Source organism: Salinispora pacifica DSM 45544 (assembly GCF_000378845.1).
Classification (GTDB): Bacteria; Actinomycetota; Actinomycetes; order Mycobacteriales; family Micromonosporaceae; genus Micromonospora; species Micromonospora pacifica.
The window spans coordinates 1,654,199-1,670,723 of record NZ_KB905359.1 but is presented as its reverse complement, the minus strand read 5'-3'; the positions used below and the strand labels follow the sequence as shown (position 1 = coordinate 1,670,723).

Annotated in this window: 15 protein-coding genes; 12 read left to right on the top strand and 3 right to left on the bottom strand. The window is 71.8% G+C overall.

All coding sequences use genetic code 11. The features are described 5' to 3' along the window. Window position 1 precedes the first annotated feature (1 nt). From SALPAC3_RS0107530 to SALPAC3_RS0107505, 6 genes are all read left to right on the top strand, one after another. A complete protein-coding gene (locus SALPAC3_RS0107530) occupies window positions 2-1,237 on the top strand; it encodes a glycosyltransferase 87 family protein (protein WP_018220644.1) in 1,236 nt (411 codons plus the stop codon). 10 nt (window positions 1,238-1,247) lie between these two features. Further along, the gene (locus SALPAC3_RS0107525) at window positions 1,248-2,477 is read left to right on the top strand and encodes a winged helix-turn-helix domain-containing protein (RefSeq protein WP_018220643.1); all 1,230 of its coding nucleotides are present in this window, start codon (window positions 1,248-1,250) and stop codon (window positions 2,475-2,477) included. Then, entirely contained in the window at window positions 2,474-3,061 is a 588-nt protein-coding gene (locus SALPAC3_RS0107520; protein WP_018220642.1) for a DUF2752 domain-containing protein, read from the top strand. The genes SALPAC3_RS0107525 and SALPAC3_RS0107520 overlap by 4 nt, the downstream gene beginning before the upstream one ends. A gap of 252 nt (window positions 3,062-3,313) precedes the next feature. Then, window positions 3,314-4,057: an FAD-dependent thymidylate synthase gene (thyX, locus tag SALPAC3_RS0107515; protein ID WP_026185323.1), complete on the top strand. Its 744-nt coding sequence runs from the start codon at window positions 3,314-3,316 to the stop codon at window positions 4,055-4,057. Window positions 4,058-4,103: 46 nt separating this feature from the next. After that, a complete protein-coding gene (dapA, locus tag SALPAC3_RS0107510) occupies window positions 4,104-5,030 on the top strand; it encodes a 4-hydroxy-tetrahydrodipicolinate synthase (RefSeq protein ID WP_018220640.1) in 927 nt (308 codons plus the stop codon). Between the two features lie 52 nt (window positions 5,031-5,082). Then, window positions 5,083-6,771, top strand: coding sequence for a ribonuclease J (locus SALPAC3_RS0107505; RefSeq protein ID WP_018220639.1), 1,689 nt, complete (start codon window positions 5,083-5,085; stop codon window positions 6,769-6,771). A gap of 35 nt (window positions 6,772-6,806) precedes the next feature. Here SALPAC3_RS0107505 and SALPAC3_RS0107500 read toward each other — a convergent pair whose 3' ends face one another. Both SALPAC3_RS0107500 and SALPAC3_RS0107495 read right to left on the bottom strand, forming a co-directional pair. Continuing rightward, a complete protein-coding gene (locus SALPAC3_RS0107500; RefSeq protein ID WP_018220638.1) occupies window positions 6,807-8,441 on the bottom strand; it encodes a type III secretion system chaperone family protein in 1,635 nt (544 codons plus the stop codon). Further along, on the bottom strand, window positions 8,438-8,914 hold the full coding sequence (locus tag SALPAC3_RS0107495) for a type III secretion system chaperone family protein (RefSeq protein WP_018220637.1): 477 nt from the start codon (window positions 8,912-8,914) through the stop codon (window positions 8,438-8,440). Before SALPAC3_RS0107495 ends, SALPAC3_RS0107500 begins: the two co-directional genes overlap by 4 nt. 112 nt (window positions 8,915-9,026) lie before the next feature. Between SALPAC3_RS0107495 and SALPAC3_RS0107490 the strand changes: the two genes are divergently transcribed. Further along, window positions 9,027-11,492 carry an FtsK/SpoIIIE family DNA translocase gene (locus tag SALPAC3_RS0107490; protein WP_026185322.1) on the top strand — a complete coding sequence of 822 codons (2,466 nt, stop codon included), beginning with the start codon at window positions 9,027-9,029 and terminating at the stop codon, window positions 11,490-11,492. 95 nt (window positions 11,493-11,587) lie between these two features. Here the strand turns inward: SALPAC3_RS0107490 and SALPAC3_RS0107485 are convergent, their stop codons facing one another. Continuing rightward, window positions 11,588-11,902, bottom strand: a complete 315-nt coding sequence (locus SALPAC3_RS0107485; RefSeq protein WP_018220635.1) for a DMT family transporter — start codon at window positions 11,900-11,902, stop codon at window positions 11,588-11,590. 102 nt (window positions 11,903-12,004) lie between these two features. Here SALPAC3_RS0107485 and SALPAC3_RS0107480 point away from each other — a divergent pair, with 102 nt between their 5' ends. The 5 genes from SALPAC3_RS0107480 to SALPAC3_RS0107460 all read left to right on the top strand — a co-directional run bounded on the left by SALPAC3_RS0107480 (window position 12,005) and on the right by SALPAC3_RS0107460 (window position 16,433). After that, a complete protein-coding gene (locus tag SALPAC3_RS0107480; RefSeq protein ID WP_026185321.1) occupies window positions 12,005-12,925 on the top strand; it encodes an ornithine cyclodeaminase family protein in 921 nt (306 codons plus the stop codon). Between the two features lie 130 nt (window positions 12,926-13,055). Continuing rightward, window positions 13,056-14,579 carry a 30S ribosomal protein S12 methylthiotransferase RimO gene (gene rimO / locus SALPAC3_RS0107475; protein WP_018220633.1) on the top strand — a complete coding sequence of 508 codons (1,524 nt, stop codon included), beginning with the start codon at window positions 13,056-13,058 and terminating at the stop codon, window positions 14,577-14,579. A 56-nt stretch (window positions 14,580-14,635) separates the two neighbouring features. Next, window positions 14,636-15,223 carry a CDP-diacylglycerol--glycerol-3-phosphate 3-phosphatidyltransferase gene (gene pgsA, locus SALPAC3_RS0107470; protein WP_018819400.1) on the top strand — a complete coding sequence of 196 codons (588 nt, stop codon included), beginning with the start codon at window positions 14,636-14,638 and terminating at the stop codon, window positions 15,221-15,223. 25 nt (window positions 15,224-15,248) lie between these two features. Further along, the gene (locus SALPAC3_RS0107465) at window positions 15,249-15,776 is read left to right on the top strand and encodes a CinA family protein (RefSeq protein WP_018220631.1); all 528 of its coding nucleotides are present in this window, start codon (window positions 15,249-15,251) and stop codon (window positions 15,774-15,776) included. A gap of 201 nt (window positions 15,777-15,977) precedes the next feature. Then, a complete protein-coding gene (locus tag SALPAC3_RS0107460; RefSeq protein ID WP_018220630.1) occupies window positions 15,978-16,433 on the top strand; it encodes a helix-turn-helix domain-containing protein in 456 nt (151 codons plus the stop codon). The last annotated feature ends 92 nt before the right edge of the window (window positions 16,434-16,525 follow it).

The window sequence follows — 16,525 nt, the reverse complement described above, 5'->3', positions numbered from 1 at the left end:
GATGGCGCAGGGTGCCAAGCGGACGGTCAGACAGGCGATCGGTGTGGTCGGGCTCGCCATCGGGGTGGCCCTGTTCCTGTCCGTGGCGGCCGCGCGGCACGGATTTTTTGACCTTGGGGTCTACTACGGCGCGATCCGCTACTGGGTGCACGACGGCGGAGAGATCTACGACTTCCTGCGCCCGTTCACCCAGTACGGCTTCACCTACCCGCCGTTCGCAGCCCTGGTCATGCTGCCGATGGCGTACGTCTCCTGGACTATGGCGATCGTGCTGAGCGTCTCCGCGAGCGTGGTGGTCACCCTGGTGCTGTTCTGGTGGCTGCTGGACCCGATCTCGCGCCGCGCTGGCTGGACCCGCTGGTTTGCCATCGCGGTGGCGCTCTGCCTCGCCGCGGCCTACGAGCCGATGCGGGAGACGGTGAACTTTGGCCAGGTCAACATGCTGTTGCTGTTTCTGGTGGCGGTTGATCTGCTGCGGTTACTGCCTTCGGGTAGCCGGTGGGCCGGTGCCACCATCGGCCTGGCCACCGCGATCAAGCTGACCCCGGGGATCTTCATCGTCTACCTGCTGGTGACCGGGCGCTGGCGGGCGGCGGTAACCGCGATGGGCACGGCCGCCGGCGCGACCCTGTTCGCCGCCGCCCTCTTCCCGGATGCCTCCCGGGTGTTCTGGACCGAGGCGCTGTGGAACACCAACCGCGTGGGCGAGCTCTCCTTCGTCTCCAACCAGTCCCTCCGTGGAGTGGTGGCCCGGCTGAACCCGGAGAATCCGAGTACCGTCGCCTGGTTGGCGCTGGTGGTGGTGGTGCTGGCGCTCTGGGTGTGGCGGGCCCGGGCTGCGGTGGCGGTCGGTGACGAGGCGACCGGGCTGGCGTTGACCGGTGTGCTGATGTGTCTGGTCAGCCCGGTCACCTGGGTACACCATCTGGTCTGGCTGCTGCCGGCGCTCATCCTGTTGGTGGACAACGCGATGGCGGCGCCCGCCGGCAGCCGTCGGCAGCGCCGGCTACTGGCGGCCGTGGGCATCGCGTACGCGTTCCTGATCAGCCGGATCGTGTGGGCCTGGGAGCGGGACTTCACCGGGATCGACGGCTTCCTCGGCAGCAACACGTACGTCTGGATCAGCCTGGCCCTGCTGGCGTTTCTGCCGATCCGGACCGTGACGCACCAGACCGCGGTCGGGACGGCCGGGCAGGAGGAGGGCCGTCCCCGGAGCAGTGTCGTACCGGTGACCTAGTGTCCCCGCGATGACCGCGCCGGAATCGCTCTCGCTCGCCCAAGCCCGACGGATCGCCCTGGCAGCCCAGGGTTTCACCGACCCCGCGCCGACCGGTGTGCCCACCCGCCGGCACCTGCGTCGGGTGCTGGACCGGGTCGGTCTGATCCAGCTGGACTCGGTCAACGTGCTCCAGCGGGCGCACTATCTGCCGCTCTACAGCCGCCTCGGTCCCTACCCGACGACGCTGCTCGACGCGGCCGCGTACCGCCAACCCCGGGATCTTTTCGAGTACTGGGGGCACGAGGCGTCGCTGGTGCCGGTCGCGTTGCAGCCGGCGCTGCGCTGGCGGATGGCGCGCGCCCGTAGCCAGGCCTGGGGCGGCATGCGCCGGATCGCCGAGGAGCAGCCGGATCTGGTGGCGTGGGTCCGGGACGAGGTAGCGGCCCGCGGGCCGATCACCGCCGCGGAGATCGAGCACGACGCTGACCGGGTGACCGGTAACTGGGGCTGGAACTGGTCCGCGACGAAGCGGGCGGTGGAGTACCTGTTCTGGTCCGGTGAGGTGACGGCCGCCGAGCGTACGACGTCCTTCGCCCGCCGTTACGCCCTGCCGGAGCAGGTGCTGCCGCCGGCGGTACTGGCGGCGCCCACCCCGAGCGACGCCGAGGCGTACCGGACTCTGGTGGCCGTGGCCGCCCGCTCCCTCGGCGTGGCGGCGGAGCCGGAGCTGCGGGACTACTTCCGGTTGCCGCTGGCGCAGGCGCGGGCGGCGATTGCCGAGCTGGCGGAGGCGGGGGAGCTGCTTCCGGTAACCGTGTCGGGCTGGCGGCAGCCGGCCTGGCTGCACGCCGAGGCCCGACTGCCGCGTTGGGTGCGGGGCAACCGGCTGGTCAGCCCCTTCGACCCGCTGGTCTGGGAGCGGGGCCGCACGCTGCGGTTGTTCGATTTCAGCTACCGCATCGAGATCTACGTCCCGGCGCCGAAGCGGGTGCACGGCTACTACGTGTTGCCGTTTCTCCAGGGGGAGCGGTTCACGGCCCGGGTCGACCTGAAGGCCGACCGGAAGCACGGGGTACTCCTCGTGCCGGCAGCGTGGCAGGAGCCCGGCGTCGAGGCGGGTGAGACGGCGCTAGCGCTCGCCGCCGAGCTGTACCGGCTCGCCGGCTGGCTGGGCCTGGCCGCTGTGGCGCCACCGACCGCCGGTGACCTGGCGGTGCCGCTGGCCGCTGCCCTGAGGAGCGTGGCGGGTGTACCGTGATCGACGTGACGAGCGTTGACGGGCCGCAGAGCCGGGCCGCCGCGGCGACTGATGCTGCTGGCCAGCCGTCCGCGGCTGGGGCCCCGCCGCCGGATGGCTGGCCGGTGGAGGCGACGCCGGTCCATCCGGCTCCGCAGCCGGACCGACTGACCCGATTCGTGCTCCGTCTCCAGCAACGCTCGCCTCGGTGGGCGGTGCCACTGGCCGCCCTGGGCTGTGTCGGCGCCGGTATCGGCTACACGCTGATGATCGATCCGACCCGGTCCACGCCGGACGCGGCCCCCACCTGCCTGCTCAAGCTGACGAGCGGGCTCGACTGTCCGGGCTGTGGTGGCACCCGGGCCCTTTGGTACCTGCTGCACGCCGACCTGCCGGCCGCTGCCCGACACCATCTCCTTCTCGTCTTCGCGCTTCCCTTCCTGGCGTACCTGTTCGTGGCGTGGGCGGGTCGGCAGGCCTTCGGGTGGCGGCTGCCCGAACTGCGGATCAGCAACAAGCTGATCGGGGTCTTCCTGGGCGCCTGGTTGGCTTTCTCCGTGGCGCGTAACCTGCCCTGGGCGCCGTTCACCACGCTCTACGTCTGACCGGGCTCCGCGGCTCGGCCCTGCCGGTCGTGGGTTGCCGGTCGAGGTACGGGGGTGGTGGTCCGCGTCGGGACCGCAGGTCCAGGTGGTGGGGCAGCCGCTGACGGTCGGTCCACCCCTGGCACGCCCCGTTTGTGTGGGCAGCTCGACAGGATGCGCCGGCGCCCCCGGTCGCTCGGGGCGGGAGGCAAGCTGCGGGGTCCGATTTCCGTCGGCGCCGGTCGCGCCACTACAGTCGCAGGAATGCCGGACATGGTGCAGCCCCAGGTCAAGCTCATTGCGTGGACCCAGTTCGCGCCCCCAGACGACGTTGAGTGGTCGACTGACGCGGACGGAGGGCAGGCGCTCGCGGAGTTCGCTGGGCGGGCCTGCTACCAGAGTTGGAAGAAGCCAAATCCGGCGACGGCGACCAACGCCGGCTACCTCGCCCACATTCTCGAGGTGGGCCACCTGAGCGTGCTGGAGCACGGCTCGGTGAGCTTCTACCTCACCGGGGTGTCGCGGTCGCTCACCCACGAGTTGATCCGGCACCGGCACTTCTCGTTCTCGCAGCTGTCCCAGCGGTATGTGCCGGAGCGGGACGCGGCGATGGTGGAGCCGGCCGTGATCGCCGACGACCCGGAGCTACACAAGCGGTTCGTGGAGGCCGCCGAGGCGAGCGTACGGGCGTACACCGAATTGCTGGCGGGCCTGGAGCAGCGCTTCACCGACGAACCCAACGCCACCCTGCGGCGTAAGCGTGCCCGGCAGGCGGCGCGGGCGGTGTTGCCGAACGCCACCGAGACCCGCATCGTGGTCACCGGCAACTACCGGGCGTGGCGGCACTTCATCGGCATGCGGGCGACCGAGCACGCCGACGTGGAGATCCGGGAGCTGGCGGTGGAGTGCCTCCGCCAGCTGCAGGGGGTGGCCCCGAGCGTCTTCAACGACTTCGTGATCTCCTCCCTGCCCGACGGCACCGAGGTGGCGACCAGCCCGCACGCGGAGGTGTCCTGAGCCCTTCCCCGTCGGGGGCTCAGCGGCCGTCCGCTAGGTTGGACGCATGACGAGTGACCTCCCCGACACCCCCGCCCGGACGGCCTCCCGGCCGTTCGGGCGGGTGCTCACGGCCATGGTGACCCCCTTTGCCGCCGATGGTGCGCTCGATCTGGATGGCGCGGCCCGGTTGGCGAACTACCTGGTCGACGAGCAGGGCAACGACGCGCTGGTGGTCAACGGCACCACCGGTGAGTCGCCGACCACGACCGACGCGGAGAAGGAACGCCTGATCCAGACGGTGGTCGCGGCCGTCGGCGATCGAGCCAAGGTGGTGGCCGGGGTCGGCACCAACGACACCCGGCACACCATCGAGCTGGCCGCTGCGGCGGAGAAGGCCGGAGCGCACGGCCTGCTGGTGGTGACGCCGTACTACAGCAAGCCACCGCAGGCGGGCCTGGTGCGACACTTCACCGCGGTGGCTGACGCCAGCGGGTTGCCGGTGATGCTCTACGACATTCCGCACCGCGCCGGGGTGGCGATCGAGACCGAGACGCTGGTGCGCCTGGCCGAGCACGGGCGGATCGTCGCGGTGAAGGACGCCAAGGGCGACCTGACCGCCACCAGCTGGGTGACCAGCCGGACCGGTCTGGCCTACTACAGCGGCGAGGATTCGCTCCTCCTGCCCGCGCTGGCGGTGGGTTCGGTCGGCGTGGTGGGCACGTCAACCCACTTCACCGGGGCGCGGACCCAGGAGATGATCCGGGCGTTCGACGCGGGGGACAACGCCACCGCGCTCGCCCTGCACCGACAGCTGCTGCCGCTGTACACGGGCATTTTCCGGGCTCCCGGCACGATCCTGGTCAAGGCCGGCCTGGCGGCGAGGGGACTGCCCGCCGGCCCGGTCCGCTCCCCGCTGGTGGACGCCACCGCCGACCAGCTCGCCCAGCTCCGCGCCGACTGTGCGGCGGCGGGCCTGGACCTCCCTGAATGAACGAACGACACGACGGACGCCGGGTGACGGCGTCGCAGAATGAGGTGAACGCGTGACCGAGGCGCGAATCGAGACAGAACTGCCGCCGCCGCTGCCCGAGGGTGGGTTGCGGATCGTTCCGCTGGGCGGGCTCGGCGCCATCGGTCGGAACATGACCGTCTTCGAGTACGACGGGAAGCTGCTGGTCGTCGACTGCGGCGTGCTCTTCCCGGACGTGGAGCAGCCGGGGGTGGACCTGATCCTGCCCGACTTCGCCCCGATCCTGGACCGCCTCGATGACGTACAGGCGATCGTGCTCACGCACGGCCACGAGGACCACATCGGCGCGGTGCCGTACCTGCTCGCCCACAAGCCGGACATCCCGCTGGTCGGTTCGGAGTTCACCCTCGCCCTGGTCGAGGCGAAGCTCGCCGAGCGGCGGATCCAGCCGTACACGCTGACGGTGCGGGAGGGCGGTCGGGAGCAACTGGGCCCCTTCGAGTGTGAGTTCTTCGCGGTCAACCACTCGATCCCGGACGCGCTCGCCGTGGCCATCCGCACCCCGGCCGGCCTGGTGCTGCACACCGGTGACTTCAAGATGGACCAGCTCCCGCTGGACGGCCGGATCACCGACCTGGCCGGCTTCGCGCGGCTCGGCGCGGAGGGGGTGGACCTGCTCCTGTCCGACTCCACCAACGCCGAGATCCCCGGCTTCGTCACGCCCGAGCGGGAGATCGGCCCAGTGCTCGACTCGATCTTCGCCAAGGCTCGGGGCCGGATCATCGTCGCGTCGTTCGCCTCGCACGTGCACCGGGTCCAGCAGGTCTTCGACTCCGCGGTGGAGCATGGCCGCAAGGTGGCGCTGATCGGCCGGTCGATGGTGCGCAACATGGGCATCGCCCGCGACCTCGGTCTGCTGAACATCCCGCCCGGCCTGGTCGTCGGGCTCGACGAGGCCACCAGCATGCCGCCCGACCAGATCGTGCTGATGTCGACCGGTAGTCAGGGTGAGCCGATGAGCGCGCTGGGCCGGATGGCCAGCGGTGACCACCGGCACATCACCATCGCTCCCGGCGACACCGTGGTGCTCGCCTCCTCGCTGGTGCCCGGCAACGAGACCTCCGTCTACCGCGTGATCAACCGGCTGGCCCGGGCGGGCGCCGTCGTCGTGCACAAGGACGTGGCCAAGGTGCACGTCTCCGGGCACGCCCCCGCTGGCGAGCTGCTCTACCTGCTCAACATGGTTCGGCCGAGCAACCTGATGCCGGTCCACGGGGAGTGGCGGCACCTACGCGCCCACGCCCGGCTCGGCGTCGAGTCCGGAGTCGCCGCCGATCGGGTGGTGCTCTGTGAGGACGGCGACGTGGTCGACCTGGTCGAGGGGCGGGCCAGCCTGGTCGGACGGGTCAGGAGCCGGTACGTCTACGTCGACGGCCTCGCCGTCGGGGACGTGTCGGAGTCGCTGCTCACCGAGCGGCGGATCCTCGGCGACGGCGGGTTCATCGCGGCCACCGTGGTGGTCGACTCGGTCACCGGGAAGGTGGTCGGTGGGCCGACCGTCTCCGCGAAGGGCTTCTCCGAGGACCCGGAGGCGTTCAGCCCGGTGGTGCCGTTGATCACCGAGGCGCTCAACCGCGCGGCCTCCGACGGCATCACCGACCCGCACCAGCTGCAGCAGATCGTGCGGCGCACGGTGGGGCGGTGGGTCAACGACGCCTACCGCCGTCGGCCCATGATCGTGCCGAACGTGGTGGAGGTCTGAGCCGAGGCGCGGCAGGGTCGGGGAGCCGGCCCGGGTCAGGGCAGCTCCGCGACCGCGTCGGCGTACGCCGAGCCGGTGCGTACCGCGGCGGCCAGCAGCACATCCAACTGGGTGGGCGCGACCCCGTGGGACAGGTCGGTGCTGACATCGCCGGCCAACACCAGTTCGGCGCCGGAATCGTGCACGTAGGCCGTCGGTAGCAGCCGGTCCTGGTTCCAGGCGTTGCAGAACGCGTACGCCTCGGCGCGCCGGTCGGCGGGCAGCCGGCGGCTGGCCACGGCGCGTACGTGCAGGACCTCGCCCCGCTCGCCGGCCCGCCGTACCTGGATCAGCGCCTCGCCCCAGCGCCCCACGACGGTGTCCGTGGCGTCCAGGATGTACTTGTCGCCGCGCCGGTCCAGGGCACTGGTGATCGCTGCCAGGCTGAGCGGGGCGGGCTGGTCGGCCGGTTGGTCGTCCGGCTCGCGGTCGGGTTCGTCGTCGTCCGGGCGCTCGAACGGCAGCGCCACCGGGTGGGCCAGGGCCCGGTCGGCTGCGCCCCGCTCGTCCAGCCAGGAGGCGACCCGCCCGGACTGGTGCCCGGTGCCGTTGCGCGCGTCGAAGCTGCCGGCGAGCCCGGTGGCCAGGTCGGTCAGCGCGGCCCCGAGGGTGGCGAGATCGAGGTCGGCCGCGGGCCGTGGCCCGTACGCGGGGCGGTGCACCCGCTGCTCGCCGAGGTCGGCGGCGACCGCGACCCCGCACACCAGCGCCCCGGCGGCGGCGAACTCCATCGCGGAGAGCTCGTCGGGCGCCCGGTCCAGCTGGGGCAGCTGCTCGGTGAGGACGGCCAGCCCGCGGACCGGGTTCCCGCTGAGCGCGCAGAAGCGCAGGTGCGCCGCGAGGTATGCGAAGCCGGCCCGTTCGCGTCGGTGCCGCTGGTACGCGTGCACGTGCGCCGCCGCGGCCGACTCGGTGGCACCGACCCGGAGCCACGGAAGCATCCCCGCGGCGAGCCCCCGTTCGGGTGCTCCGGTGCAGTCGCCCGGGCTCACGCCGGCCAGGACGTCCAGCGCGGCGGACCACTCCTCCCACCCGGCGAGCAGCTCCGCCCGTCGGACGGCGGCGCAGCTGACGCAGCCGTCGGCCGGGGTGGCGGGCGCCGCTACCCAGCGGTCGTACCAGGACCGGGCGGTCGGCTCGTCGCCGAGGTGGTCGGCGATCCGGCAGTAGAGTTCGGCGGCGGTCGCGGTGTCGGCGGTGCCGAGGTCGTCGAGGAGGGCCCGGGCCTGGTCCAGGCCACCACGTGGGCTGCCGAGCAGCGCTTCGACCGCGTACCGCCGGTAGCGGGCCAGAATTTCGTGACCGTCGGGCGGCAGCAGGTCGGGCCGCCGGTCCACGGCGGCGAGGCAGCGGCGGACCGGCTCGACCAGGCGCCACCGCCCTTCGTCGAGCAGGTAGGTCTCGATCAGCGCGAGCCGGGCCTCCAGCGCCGACTGGTCGTCGCCGGCGGCGTCGGCGCGCGCGGCGATCCGTTCCAGCTCGGCGCTGCGGGTCTCGCCGTCGGGGGAGTCCCGGGCGTCGGCCAGCTCCTCGGCGAGGGGGCGGCCGTTCCGCCCGGGTCGTTGGCGGCGTGGTGGCCATCCCGGCCAGCCGAACTCGTCCAGCCCGCGGCCGCCGGGCTGCCCGATCACGACGGCACCCCGCCGGGTAGCCGGGCCACCTCGGCGGCGAGCTGACAGCCGGTGGTGATGCCGCGGTCGAGGAGCCGGTCGAGTTGGTGCGGGGTCACACCGCGTTCGAGGTCGGTGATGACCTCCCCACAGATTCGTGCCCGACCGTCATCTTCGACGTGCACGAACGCCTTGGGCCAGAGCCGGTCGTGGTTCCAGGCGTTGCAGAAGGCGTGCAGCGCGGGGACGTACTCGATCGCGAACGTGGGTGCCACGACGGTGCGTACCTGGAGTAGCTCGCCGGCGGTCCCGGGCCGCCGGAACCAGATGAGGCTGTCGGCCCACCGGCCGACCAGTTCCCCGGCCGGGTCGGTCTCCACCGTGTATCCCCGCTGGGTGAGTACGGTGGCGACCAGCTCATTGGTGAGTGGGCTCAGGGTGCCCGGGTAGCCGCCCAGGAGGCGGTCCGGAATATCCCCGGTCGGCGACGCCATGCGGCATCCCTTCTGAGGCGAATATCACGACCGGCGGCGGATTCGCGTGCCGACGCGCGGACACGACCTGGAATAGCGGCGATCCACCGGGTACCGCCGCTAGGTTGATGCTATGGCGGGCCGTACCTCTCAGGCGAGTCGGCGGCGCGGCGCGTCGCCACGAGGCAACACGAACAACCGTGCCCGGCAGCCGGCGAAGAAGCCCCGCGCTGCCGCCAAGCGTCGTCCTACGGCCCGTACCAGCCCGGCTGGTTCGGTGGGTCGGGCGCTCGGGGCACTGTGGATGGGCCTCGCGCACGGGGTGGGCTGGTCTGTTCGCGCCGCCGGCCGGCAGGCCGCCGCGGCCCGTGGCCTCGACCCCGAGCACCGGCGCGACGGCGCCGGGCTGCTGGTGCTCGGCATCGCGTTGCTCAGCGCGGCCAGCATCTGGTTCGAAAAGGCCGGACCGGTCGGGGAGCGGCTGGCCGACACCGTACGGCTGTTTCTCGGTGCGATCGCCGTCGTGGTGCCGGTGCTGCTGATGATCGGTGCCTGGCGGCTGATGCGGGAGCCGACCGCTCCGGAGCACCGGGGGCGGGGGCCGGTCGGCTGGGGGTCCATGCTGGTCGCTACGGCCGCGCTGCTGCACATCGGGCAGGAGCCGACCTCGCCGGCGCAGCGGGACTTCGCGGGCGGCCTGATCGGTGCGGGGGTGGGGAGCCTGCTGGAGCGGGCGGTGACGGCCTGGGTGGCCGTGCCGCTGCTGTTGCTGCTCCTGGTCTTCGGGCTGCTGGTGGTCACCGCGACCCCGATCAACAAGATTCCGGAGCGGCTCGGTCTGTTGGCCGGCACGGTGGTCGGCACCCCGGCCGGCGCGGAGGCCACCGAGGAGGCCGCGGCGGAGGCTGGCAAGCCGGTTCGCAAGCGTGCGGCGAAGCGGACGCCGCCAGCACCGCCGGACCCGGCGGACTTCGCCGACGACCTGGCGGGCGCGGATCTGCAGGAGACGCTCGTGCTGCCCCGCAGGTCGTCGGCGAAGGTGCCGGCCAGTCGGAAGCCGGCGGAGCCGCCGGAGCACTCGCCGCTGCCCACCCGGGCCGAGCAACTCGCATTGACCGGGCTGGCGGGCGACTACGCGCTGCCCCCGGCGACGCTGCTGGGCAGTGGTGCCGCCCCCAAGAAGCGCAGCCGGGCCAATGACGAGGTGATCGCCGCGTTGACCGGGGTGTTTGAGCAGTTCGACGTGGACGCCGCGGTTACCGGTTTCACCCGGGGGCCGACGGTGACCCGGTACGAGGTCGAGTTGGGCCCCGGGGTCAAGGTGGAGCGGATCACCCAGCTCTCCCGCAACATCGCGTACGCGGTGAAGTCGCCGGACGTGCGCATCCTCAGCCCGATCCCGGGCAAGAGCGCGATCGGCGTGGAGATTCCGAACACCGATCCGGAGAATGTCGCCCTCGGCGATGTGCTGCGCTCCCGGGCGGCCACTGGTGACCATCATCCGATGGTGGTCGCGCTCGGTAAGGACATCGAGGGCGGCTACGTGGTGGCCAACCTCGCGAAGACGCCGCACATTCTCATCGCGGGGGCCACCGGCGCGGGGAAGTCGAGCTGTCTGAACTCACTGCTGGTCTCGCTCCTGACCCGGGCCACCCCGGACGAGGTGCGGCTGCTGTTGATCGACCCGAAGCGGGTCGAGATGACCGGCTACGAGGGGATCCCGCACCTGGTCACGCCGATCGTGACGAACGCCAAGAAGGCGGCCGACTCGCTGGAGTGGGTCGTGCGCGAGATGGACATGCGCTACGACGACCTGGCCGCCAACGGGGTGCGGCACATCGACGACTTCAACCGCAAGGTTCGCAATGGTGAGATCACGGCTCCGCCCGGCAGTGAGCGGGAACTGCGGCCGTACCCGTACCTGCTGGTGATCGTGGACGAGCTGGCCGACCTGATGATGGTCGCCCCGCGGGACGTGGAGGACTCCATCGTCCGGATCACGCAGCTCGCCCGGGCCGCCGGCATCCATCTGGTGCTCGCCACCCAACGTCCGTCGGTGGACGTGGTGACCGGTCTGATCAAGGCCAATGTGCCGTCCCGGCTCGCCTTCGCGACCTCGTCGTTGGCGGATTCGCGGGTCATCCTGGATCAGCCGGGTGCGGAGAAGCTGCTCGGTCGCGGTGATGGTCTCTTTCTGCCGATGGGTGCCGCCAAGCCGGTCCGAATCCAGGGCGCGTGGGTGACCGAGCGGGAGATCGCCGATGTGGTTCGGTTCTGCAAGGAGCAGCGGGAGCCGGAGTTCCGCGCGGATGTGCTCACCGTGGCCCAGGAGAGCAAGAAGAAGATCGACGAGGATGTCGGCGACGACCTCGACCTACTGGTGCAGGCGGTTGAGCTGGTGGTGACCTCGCAGTTCGGCTCCACCTCGATGCTGCAGCGCAAGCTGCGGGTTGGTTTCGCGAAGGCGGGTCGGTTGATGGATCTGATGGAGACCCGCGGCGTGGTGGGCCCGTCTGAGGGCTCCAAGGCCCGGGATGTGCTGGTGAAGCCGGACGAGTTGCCGGAGGTTCTGGCCGGCCTGCGCGGTGGCGAGGACTGACCGGGACGGTCGTCGTGCCCGACGGATTCGGTCTGGCCCCGGTGCCGGGCGGGGTCAGTCCGGCACCGGGGCCGGGCGTATCCCGGGGCCGGGCGTCAGTGGTAGATCTTCAGGCCCATCACGCCGGCGATCACCAGCAGGAGGCAGAGGATCCGGGGCAGGCTGGTTGACTCGTTCAGCGCCACCATCCCCACCACGGCGGTACCGACCGCGCCGATGCCGACCCAGACCGCGTAGCCGGTACCGACCGGGATCTCCCGGAGCGCGTAGGCGAGGCCGATCATGCTCAGGGCGGCCGTGACGGCGAAGACAATCGTGGGGACGAGCCGACTGAAGCCGGCGCTGCGGTCGAGGGCGATGGCCCACGCGGTTTCGAGGAGTCCGGAGATCACCAGCACGATCCAGGCCATTGCCGGACGGTAGCAGCTGCCGGAGAGCGGAGCAGTGCGGTGAAGGTGATCTTCACCACCATGACTGGAGCTGAACCTGACTTTATCTTGCAGTATCGGTCCATGCCGCCGCTTCTCACTGACTCCGAGGTCGCCGCCGCGCTCGACGCCCCGACGACCATCGCCGCCATGCGGGACGCGCTGCACGCCGCCCACGACGGTCGACTGGTCGCCCCGCCCCGCGCCACCGCGCCGCTGGACGGGGGCCGGATGGTGTTGACCGCCGGGCACCTCGTCGGTCAGTGGTACGGCTCCTGCTCCTACGACACCTTCGGGCTCCCCGGAAGCGAACCGGTGGCGGTACTACACGACGCCGGCACCGGCGGCGTCCGGGCGGTCGCGGTCGGGACGGAGCTGAACTCCCGGCGTACCGGTGGGTTGGGTGGGGTCGCCATCGACACGCTGGCCCGCCCGGACGCGGCCACGCTCGGGGTGGTCGGCTCGGGTCGGCAGGCGTGGGCGCAGGTCTGGGCCGCCGCGGCGGTACGGCCCCTGCGGGAGGTGCGTGTGCACAGCCGCTCGGTGGCGCGGCGTACCGCTTTCGCCAGCCGGGTCCGCGCCGAACTGGGCGTACCGGCGCGGGCGGTCGACTCCGCGGCGGCGGCCGTCGCCGACCGGGACATCGTGGTGATCGCCACCTCCAGCACCACCCCGGTAGTGGACGCCGCGGACCTCGCGCCCGGGGCCCACGTGAACGCGGTGGGCTTCAAGCAGGTAGACCGGCACGAGTTCGGCCCGGATCTGCTGGACCGGGCCGAGGTGCTGGTCACCGACTCGCCGGCCCAGGCCGCCGGGTACGCCCCACCGATGCTCGCCGCCCTACCCCCGTACGCCGAACGGCTGCGCGACCTGGGTGCGGTCCTGGCGGCGGCGGTGCCGGGCCGGACCAGCGCGGACCAGATCTCCGCCTTCTGCGCCACCGGCCTGGGCGGCACCGAGCTCTTCCTGCTCGATCGCCTGGTCCGGGTTGCCGCGACGGTCTGACCAACCAGTGTGCGACCCCGCGGGCTGGCTGACCCCCGGTGTGGCGCTGTCGGGTTGACCCGGACGGGCGCGCGGTCGAGGCCGGCCGCTGGCGGTTGCCGGGCGGTCAACCGGCGCCCGGTACCCTCGGATGGTGTCTGCCACCCCTCCCGCACCCGCCGACGGCCGCCGCGTCGCCCTGCTGACCCTGGGCTGCGCCCGCAACGAGGTCGACTCCGAGGAGCTGGCTGCCCGGCTGAACTCCGACGGCTGGCAGGTGACCACCGACGGTGAAGGCGCCGACGTGGTGGTCGTGAACACCTGCGGATTCGTCGAGAAGGCCAAGCAGGATTCGATCCAGACGCTGTTGGCCGCCGCCGAAACCGGCGCGAAGGTGGTGGCGGCGGGGTGCATGGCCGAACGGTACGGGCGGGAGCTCGCGGAGAGCCTGCCCGAGGCGCAGGCGGTGCTGAGCTTCGACGACTACCCGGACATCTCTGATCGGCTCCAGACGGTGCTCGCCGGAACCGCGATCGACGCGCACACCCCGCGGGACCGGCGCGAGCTTCTCCCGCTCACCCCGGTACGGCGGGCGGAGGCGGCGGTGTCGTTGCCGGGCCACGGCACCCCGGCCACCGGGTCGCACTCCGGCACGCGGTCCGCTCCGATCGAGGTGGACGAGCACACGCCGGCGCATCTGCGTCCGGTGCTGCGGCGTCGGCTCGACACCGGACCGGTCGCGTCGCTCAAGCTGGCCAGCGGTTGCGACCGACGGTGTGCCTTCTGCGCCATCCCCGCCTTCCGCGGCGCGTTCGTCTCCCGTCCGCCGGAGGCGCTGCTCGCCGAGGCGGAGTGGCTGGCCAAGACCGGGGTACGGGAGTTGGTGCTGGTCAGCGAGAACTCCAGCTCCTACGGCAAGGACCTGGGCGACCCGCGGGCGCTGGAGAAGCTGCTGCCCCAGCTCGCCGCGGTGGACGGCATCGTTCGGGTGCGGGCGAGCTACCTCCAGCCGGCGGAGACCCGTCCCGGACTGGTCGAGACGATCGCCACCACGCCGGGCGTCGCCCCGTACTTCGACCTCTCCTTCCAGCACTCCAGCGAGACGGTGCTGCGGCGAATGCGTCGATTCGGCTCCACCGACCGGTTCCTGGAACTGTTGGGCAGTATCCGGGAGCTCGCGCCGGAGGCCGGCGCGCGGAGCAACTTCATCGTCGGGTTTCCCGGCGAGACCCGGGCCGACGTCGCCGAGCTGGTCCGCTTCCTGGAGGAGGCGCGGCTGGATGCGATCGGGGTGTTCGACTACAGCGACGAGGACGGCACCGAGGCCGCCGGCCTGCCCGGCAAGGTCACCGCCGCTACCGTCAAGCGTCGCTACGACCGACTCAGCTCCCTCGCCGACGAGCTCTGCGCGCAGCGGGCCGAGCAGCGGCTCGGCTCGACGGTGCAGGTGTTGGTCGACTCGGTCGACGGTGGCGCGGTGGAGGGTCGGGCCGCGCACCAGGCCCCCGAGGTGGATGGCTCAACCACCCTGGTCGCCCCGGCCGAGGGCGGCGTGGACCTTACCGCCCTGTGCCCTGGTGACCTGGTTCAGTGCACGGTGACCGCTACGGAGGGTGTGGACCTTGTCGCCGTACCGGAGGCGATGATCTCGGCCGCGCCGGGCGTGGCGCGGTGACGGTGCGGCGGGAGGATACGGAGGGCGCGGGGCCGGAGCGGCGGCGGGACACGGCGATGACCGGAGCGGCGGAGCCAGCGCCGGCGGCTCCCCGGGTGCCGGTGCTCAACGCCGCCAACGCGTTGACATTGCTGCGGCTGGTGTTGGTGCCGGTCTTCGCCGCCTCGGTGGTCGTCTCCGAGATGACTCACGTCGGCTGGCGGATCGTGGCCTGTCTGATCTTCGTCGGGGCTGCCCTCACCGACCTGGTGGACGGGTGGATCGCTCGCCGTTTCGGGCTGGTCACCTCGGTGGGTAAGGTGGCCGACCCGATCGCGGACAAGGCGCTTACCGGCGTCGCGCTGTTGTTGCTCTCCGCCTACGACCAGCTTCCGTGGTGGGTGACCGTCACGATCCTCCTTCGGGAACTGGGCATTACCGCGCTGCGGTTCTGGGTGATCCGGCACGGCGTCATCGCCGCCAGCCGGGGCGGGAAGATCAAGACGGCCCTGCAGACCCTCGCGATCGTCTGGTATCTCTGGCCCGTGCCGGCGCCGCTGGACCTGGTCGGACCATGGGTCATGGGTGTCGCGGTGGCGGTTACGGTGGTCAGTGGCATCGACTACGTGGTGCGGGCGCTTCGTCTACGGCGGCACGCGCGCTGACCAGGACGGCGAGGGGAGAGTAGCCATGGGGCTGGGAGCGGATGCCGAGCAGCCCGTCGGAAGCCCCGCCGCCAGCATCGTGCACAGCCTGGCCAAACGGGGGGAGACGCTCGCCACGGTCGAGTCGCTGACCGGTGGTCTGCTCGCCGCCACGATCGTGGAGGTCGCCGGGGTGAGCAGCGTCTACCGCGGTGGGTTGGTGGTCTACGCGACCGAGCTGAAGTCCCGGCTGGCCGACGTGTCGGAGCAGCTGCTCGCCGGGCGTGGTCCGGTCGACCCGGACGTGGCCGTGGCGCTTGCGCAGGGAGGTCGGCGCCGGTGTGCTGCCGACTGGTGCCTGGCTACCACCGGGGTGGCCGGGCCGGAGCCACAGGGCGGCAAGCCGGTCGGCCTGGTGTACGTGGCGGTGGCCGGTCCGGGTGGCAGCGTGGTGCGCCGGCTGGAGCTGGGTGGGGGCCGTGAGCTCATTCGGTCCGCCAGTGTGGTGCAGGCGTTTCGACTGTTGGCCGAACGGGTGGCCGGGGCGCCCCGCGATACGGCCGATGGTGCGTAATGACACCGACCGTGATACGGTCGGCACTCTTTGTCGACAGCGTTGTCATTCGGTGGGCTAGCCGGCCCGCAGCCTGTCTCGGCAGGCGGGGCGGTATGTCGGTCAAGCCGGCACCGGGTACGGTTGCGGGAAGGTTCCGGTGGTCGGGGCCCGGATTCCCCGGGTCGTCGACGCACGGAGTGTTCCTCCAGGGGAGGTGCGATGGTCCTGCTACGCCGGCTGATCGGTGACGCGCTACGGACACGCCGGCAGGGGCAGCACCGCACCCTGCGCGAGGTCTCCTCTGCCGCCAATGTCAGTCTCGGCTATCTCTCCGAGATCGAGCGTGGGCACAAGGAACCGTCGAGCGAGCTGCTGGCCGCCATCTGTGACGCGCTTGGCGCCCGCCTCTCCGAGCTGCTGCGTGAGGTGAGCGACACGGTGGCGCTCGCCGAGCAGATGTCGGGGGTGCTGGTGCCGGTCCAGGACGAGCCGACCGGGCAGCAGCCCGCCCCGGTCCCGGCCGCCAACCACGGCAAGACCGCCGGCCGGGCGGTCCGCCAGGTCTCCTCCTCGGACGGCACGGTGTCGGTGCAGGTCCGCCAGGAGTCGCCGCTCAAGGCGACCCTGCACACCCGGGTTCGCGCAACGGACCGGGACGTGGTCTGCGCCGCCTGAGCGCGCGTAGGGTTGTCGTGGCACCGTGGCCCCGCTGGGTTGTCGGCGGCTGCCCATACTGGCATCCGCCTGCGACGATGGAGTCACTGCCG

Excerpts from the sequence above, each read along its gene's own strand:
- SALPAC3_RS0107480 (WP_026185321.1), top strand. The coding sequence starts at position 12,005 with ATGCCGCCGCTTCTCACTGACTCCGAGGTCGCCGCCGCGCTCGACGCC.
- SALPAC3_RS0107460 (WP_018220630.1), top strand. The coding sequence starts at position 15,978 with ATGGTCCTGCTACGCCGGCTGATCGGTGACGCGCTACGGACACGCCGG.
- SALPAC3_RS0107525 (WP_018220643.1), top strand. The coding sequence starts at position 1,248 with ATGACCGCGCCGGAATCGCTCTCGCTCGCCCAAGCCCGACGGATCGCC.
- SALPAC3_RS0107490 (WP_026185322.1), top strand. The coding sequence starts at position 9,027 with ATGGCGGGCCGTACCTCTCAGGCGAGTCGGCGGCGCGGCGCGTCGCCA.
- pgsA (WP_018819400.1), top strand. The coding sequence starts at position 14,636 with ATGACCGGAGCGGCGGAGCCAGCGCCGGCGGCTCCCCGGGTGCCGGTG.
- SALPAC3_RS0107465 (WP_018220631.1), top strand. The coding sequence starts at position 15,249 with ATGGGGCTGGGAGCGGATGCCGAGCAGCCCGTCGGAAGCCCCGCCGCC.
- dapA (WP_018220640.1), top strand. The coding sequence starts at position 4,104 with ATGACGAGTGACCTCCCCGACACCCCCGCCCGGACGGCCTCCCGGCCG.
- SALPAC3_RS0107530 (WP_018220644.1), top strand. The coding sequence starts at position 2 with ATGGCGCAGGGTGCCAAGCGGACGGTCAGACAGGCGATCGGTGTGGTC.
- SALPAC3_RS0107485 (WP_018220635.1), bottom strand. The coding sequence starts at position 11,902 with ATGGCCTGGATCGTGCTGGTGATCTCCGGACTCCTCGAAACCGCGTGG.
- SALPAC3_RS0107495 (WP_018220637.1), bottom strand. The coding sequence starts at position 8,914 with ATGGCGTCGCCGACCGGGGATATTCCGGACCGCCTCCTGGGCGGCTAC.
- thyX (WP_026185323.1), top strand. The coding sequence starts at position 3,314 with ATGGTGCAGCCCCAGGTCAAGCTCATTGCGTGGACCCAGTTCGCGCCC.
- rimO (WP_018220633.1), top strand. The coding sequence starts at position 13,056 with ATGGTGTCTGCCACCCCTCCCGCACCCGCCGACGGCCGCCGCGTCGCC.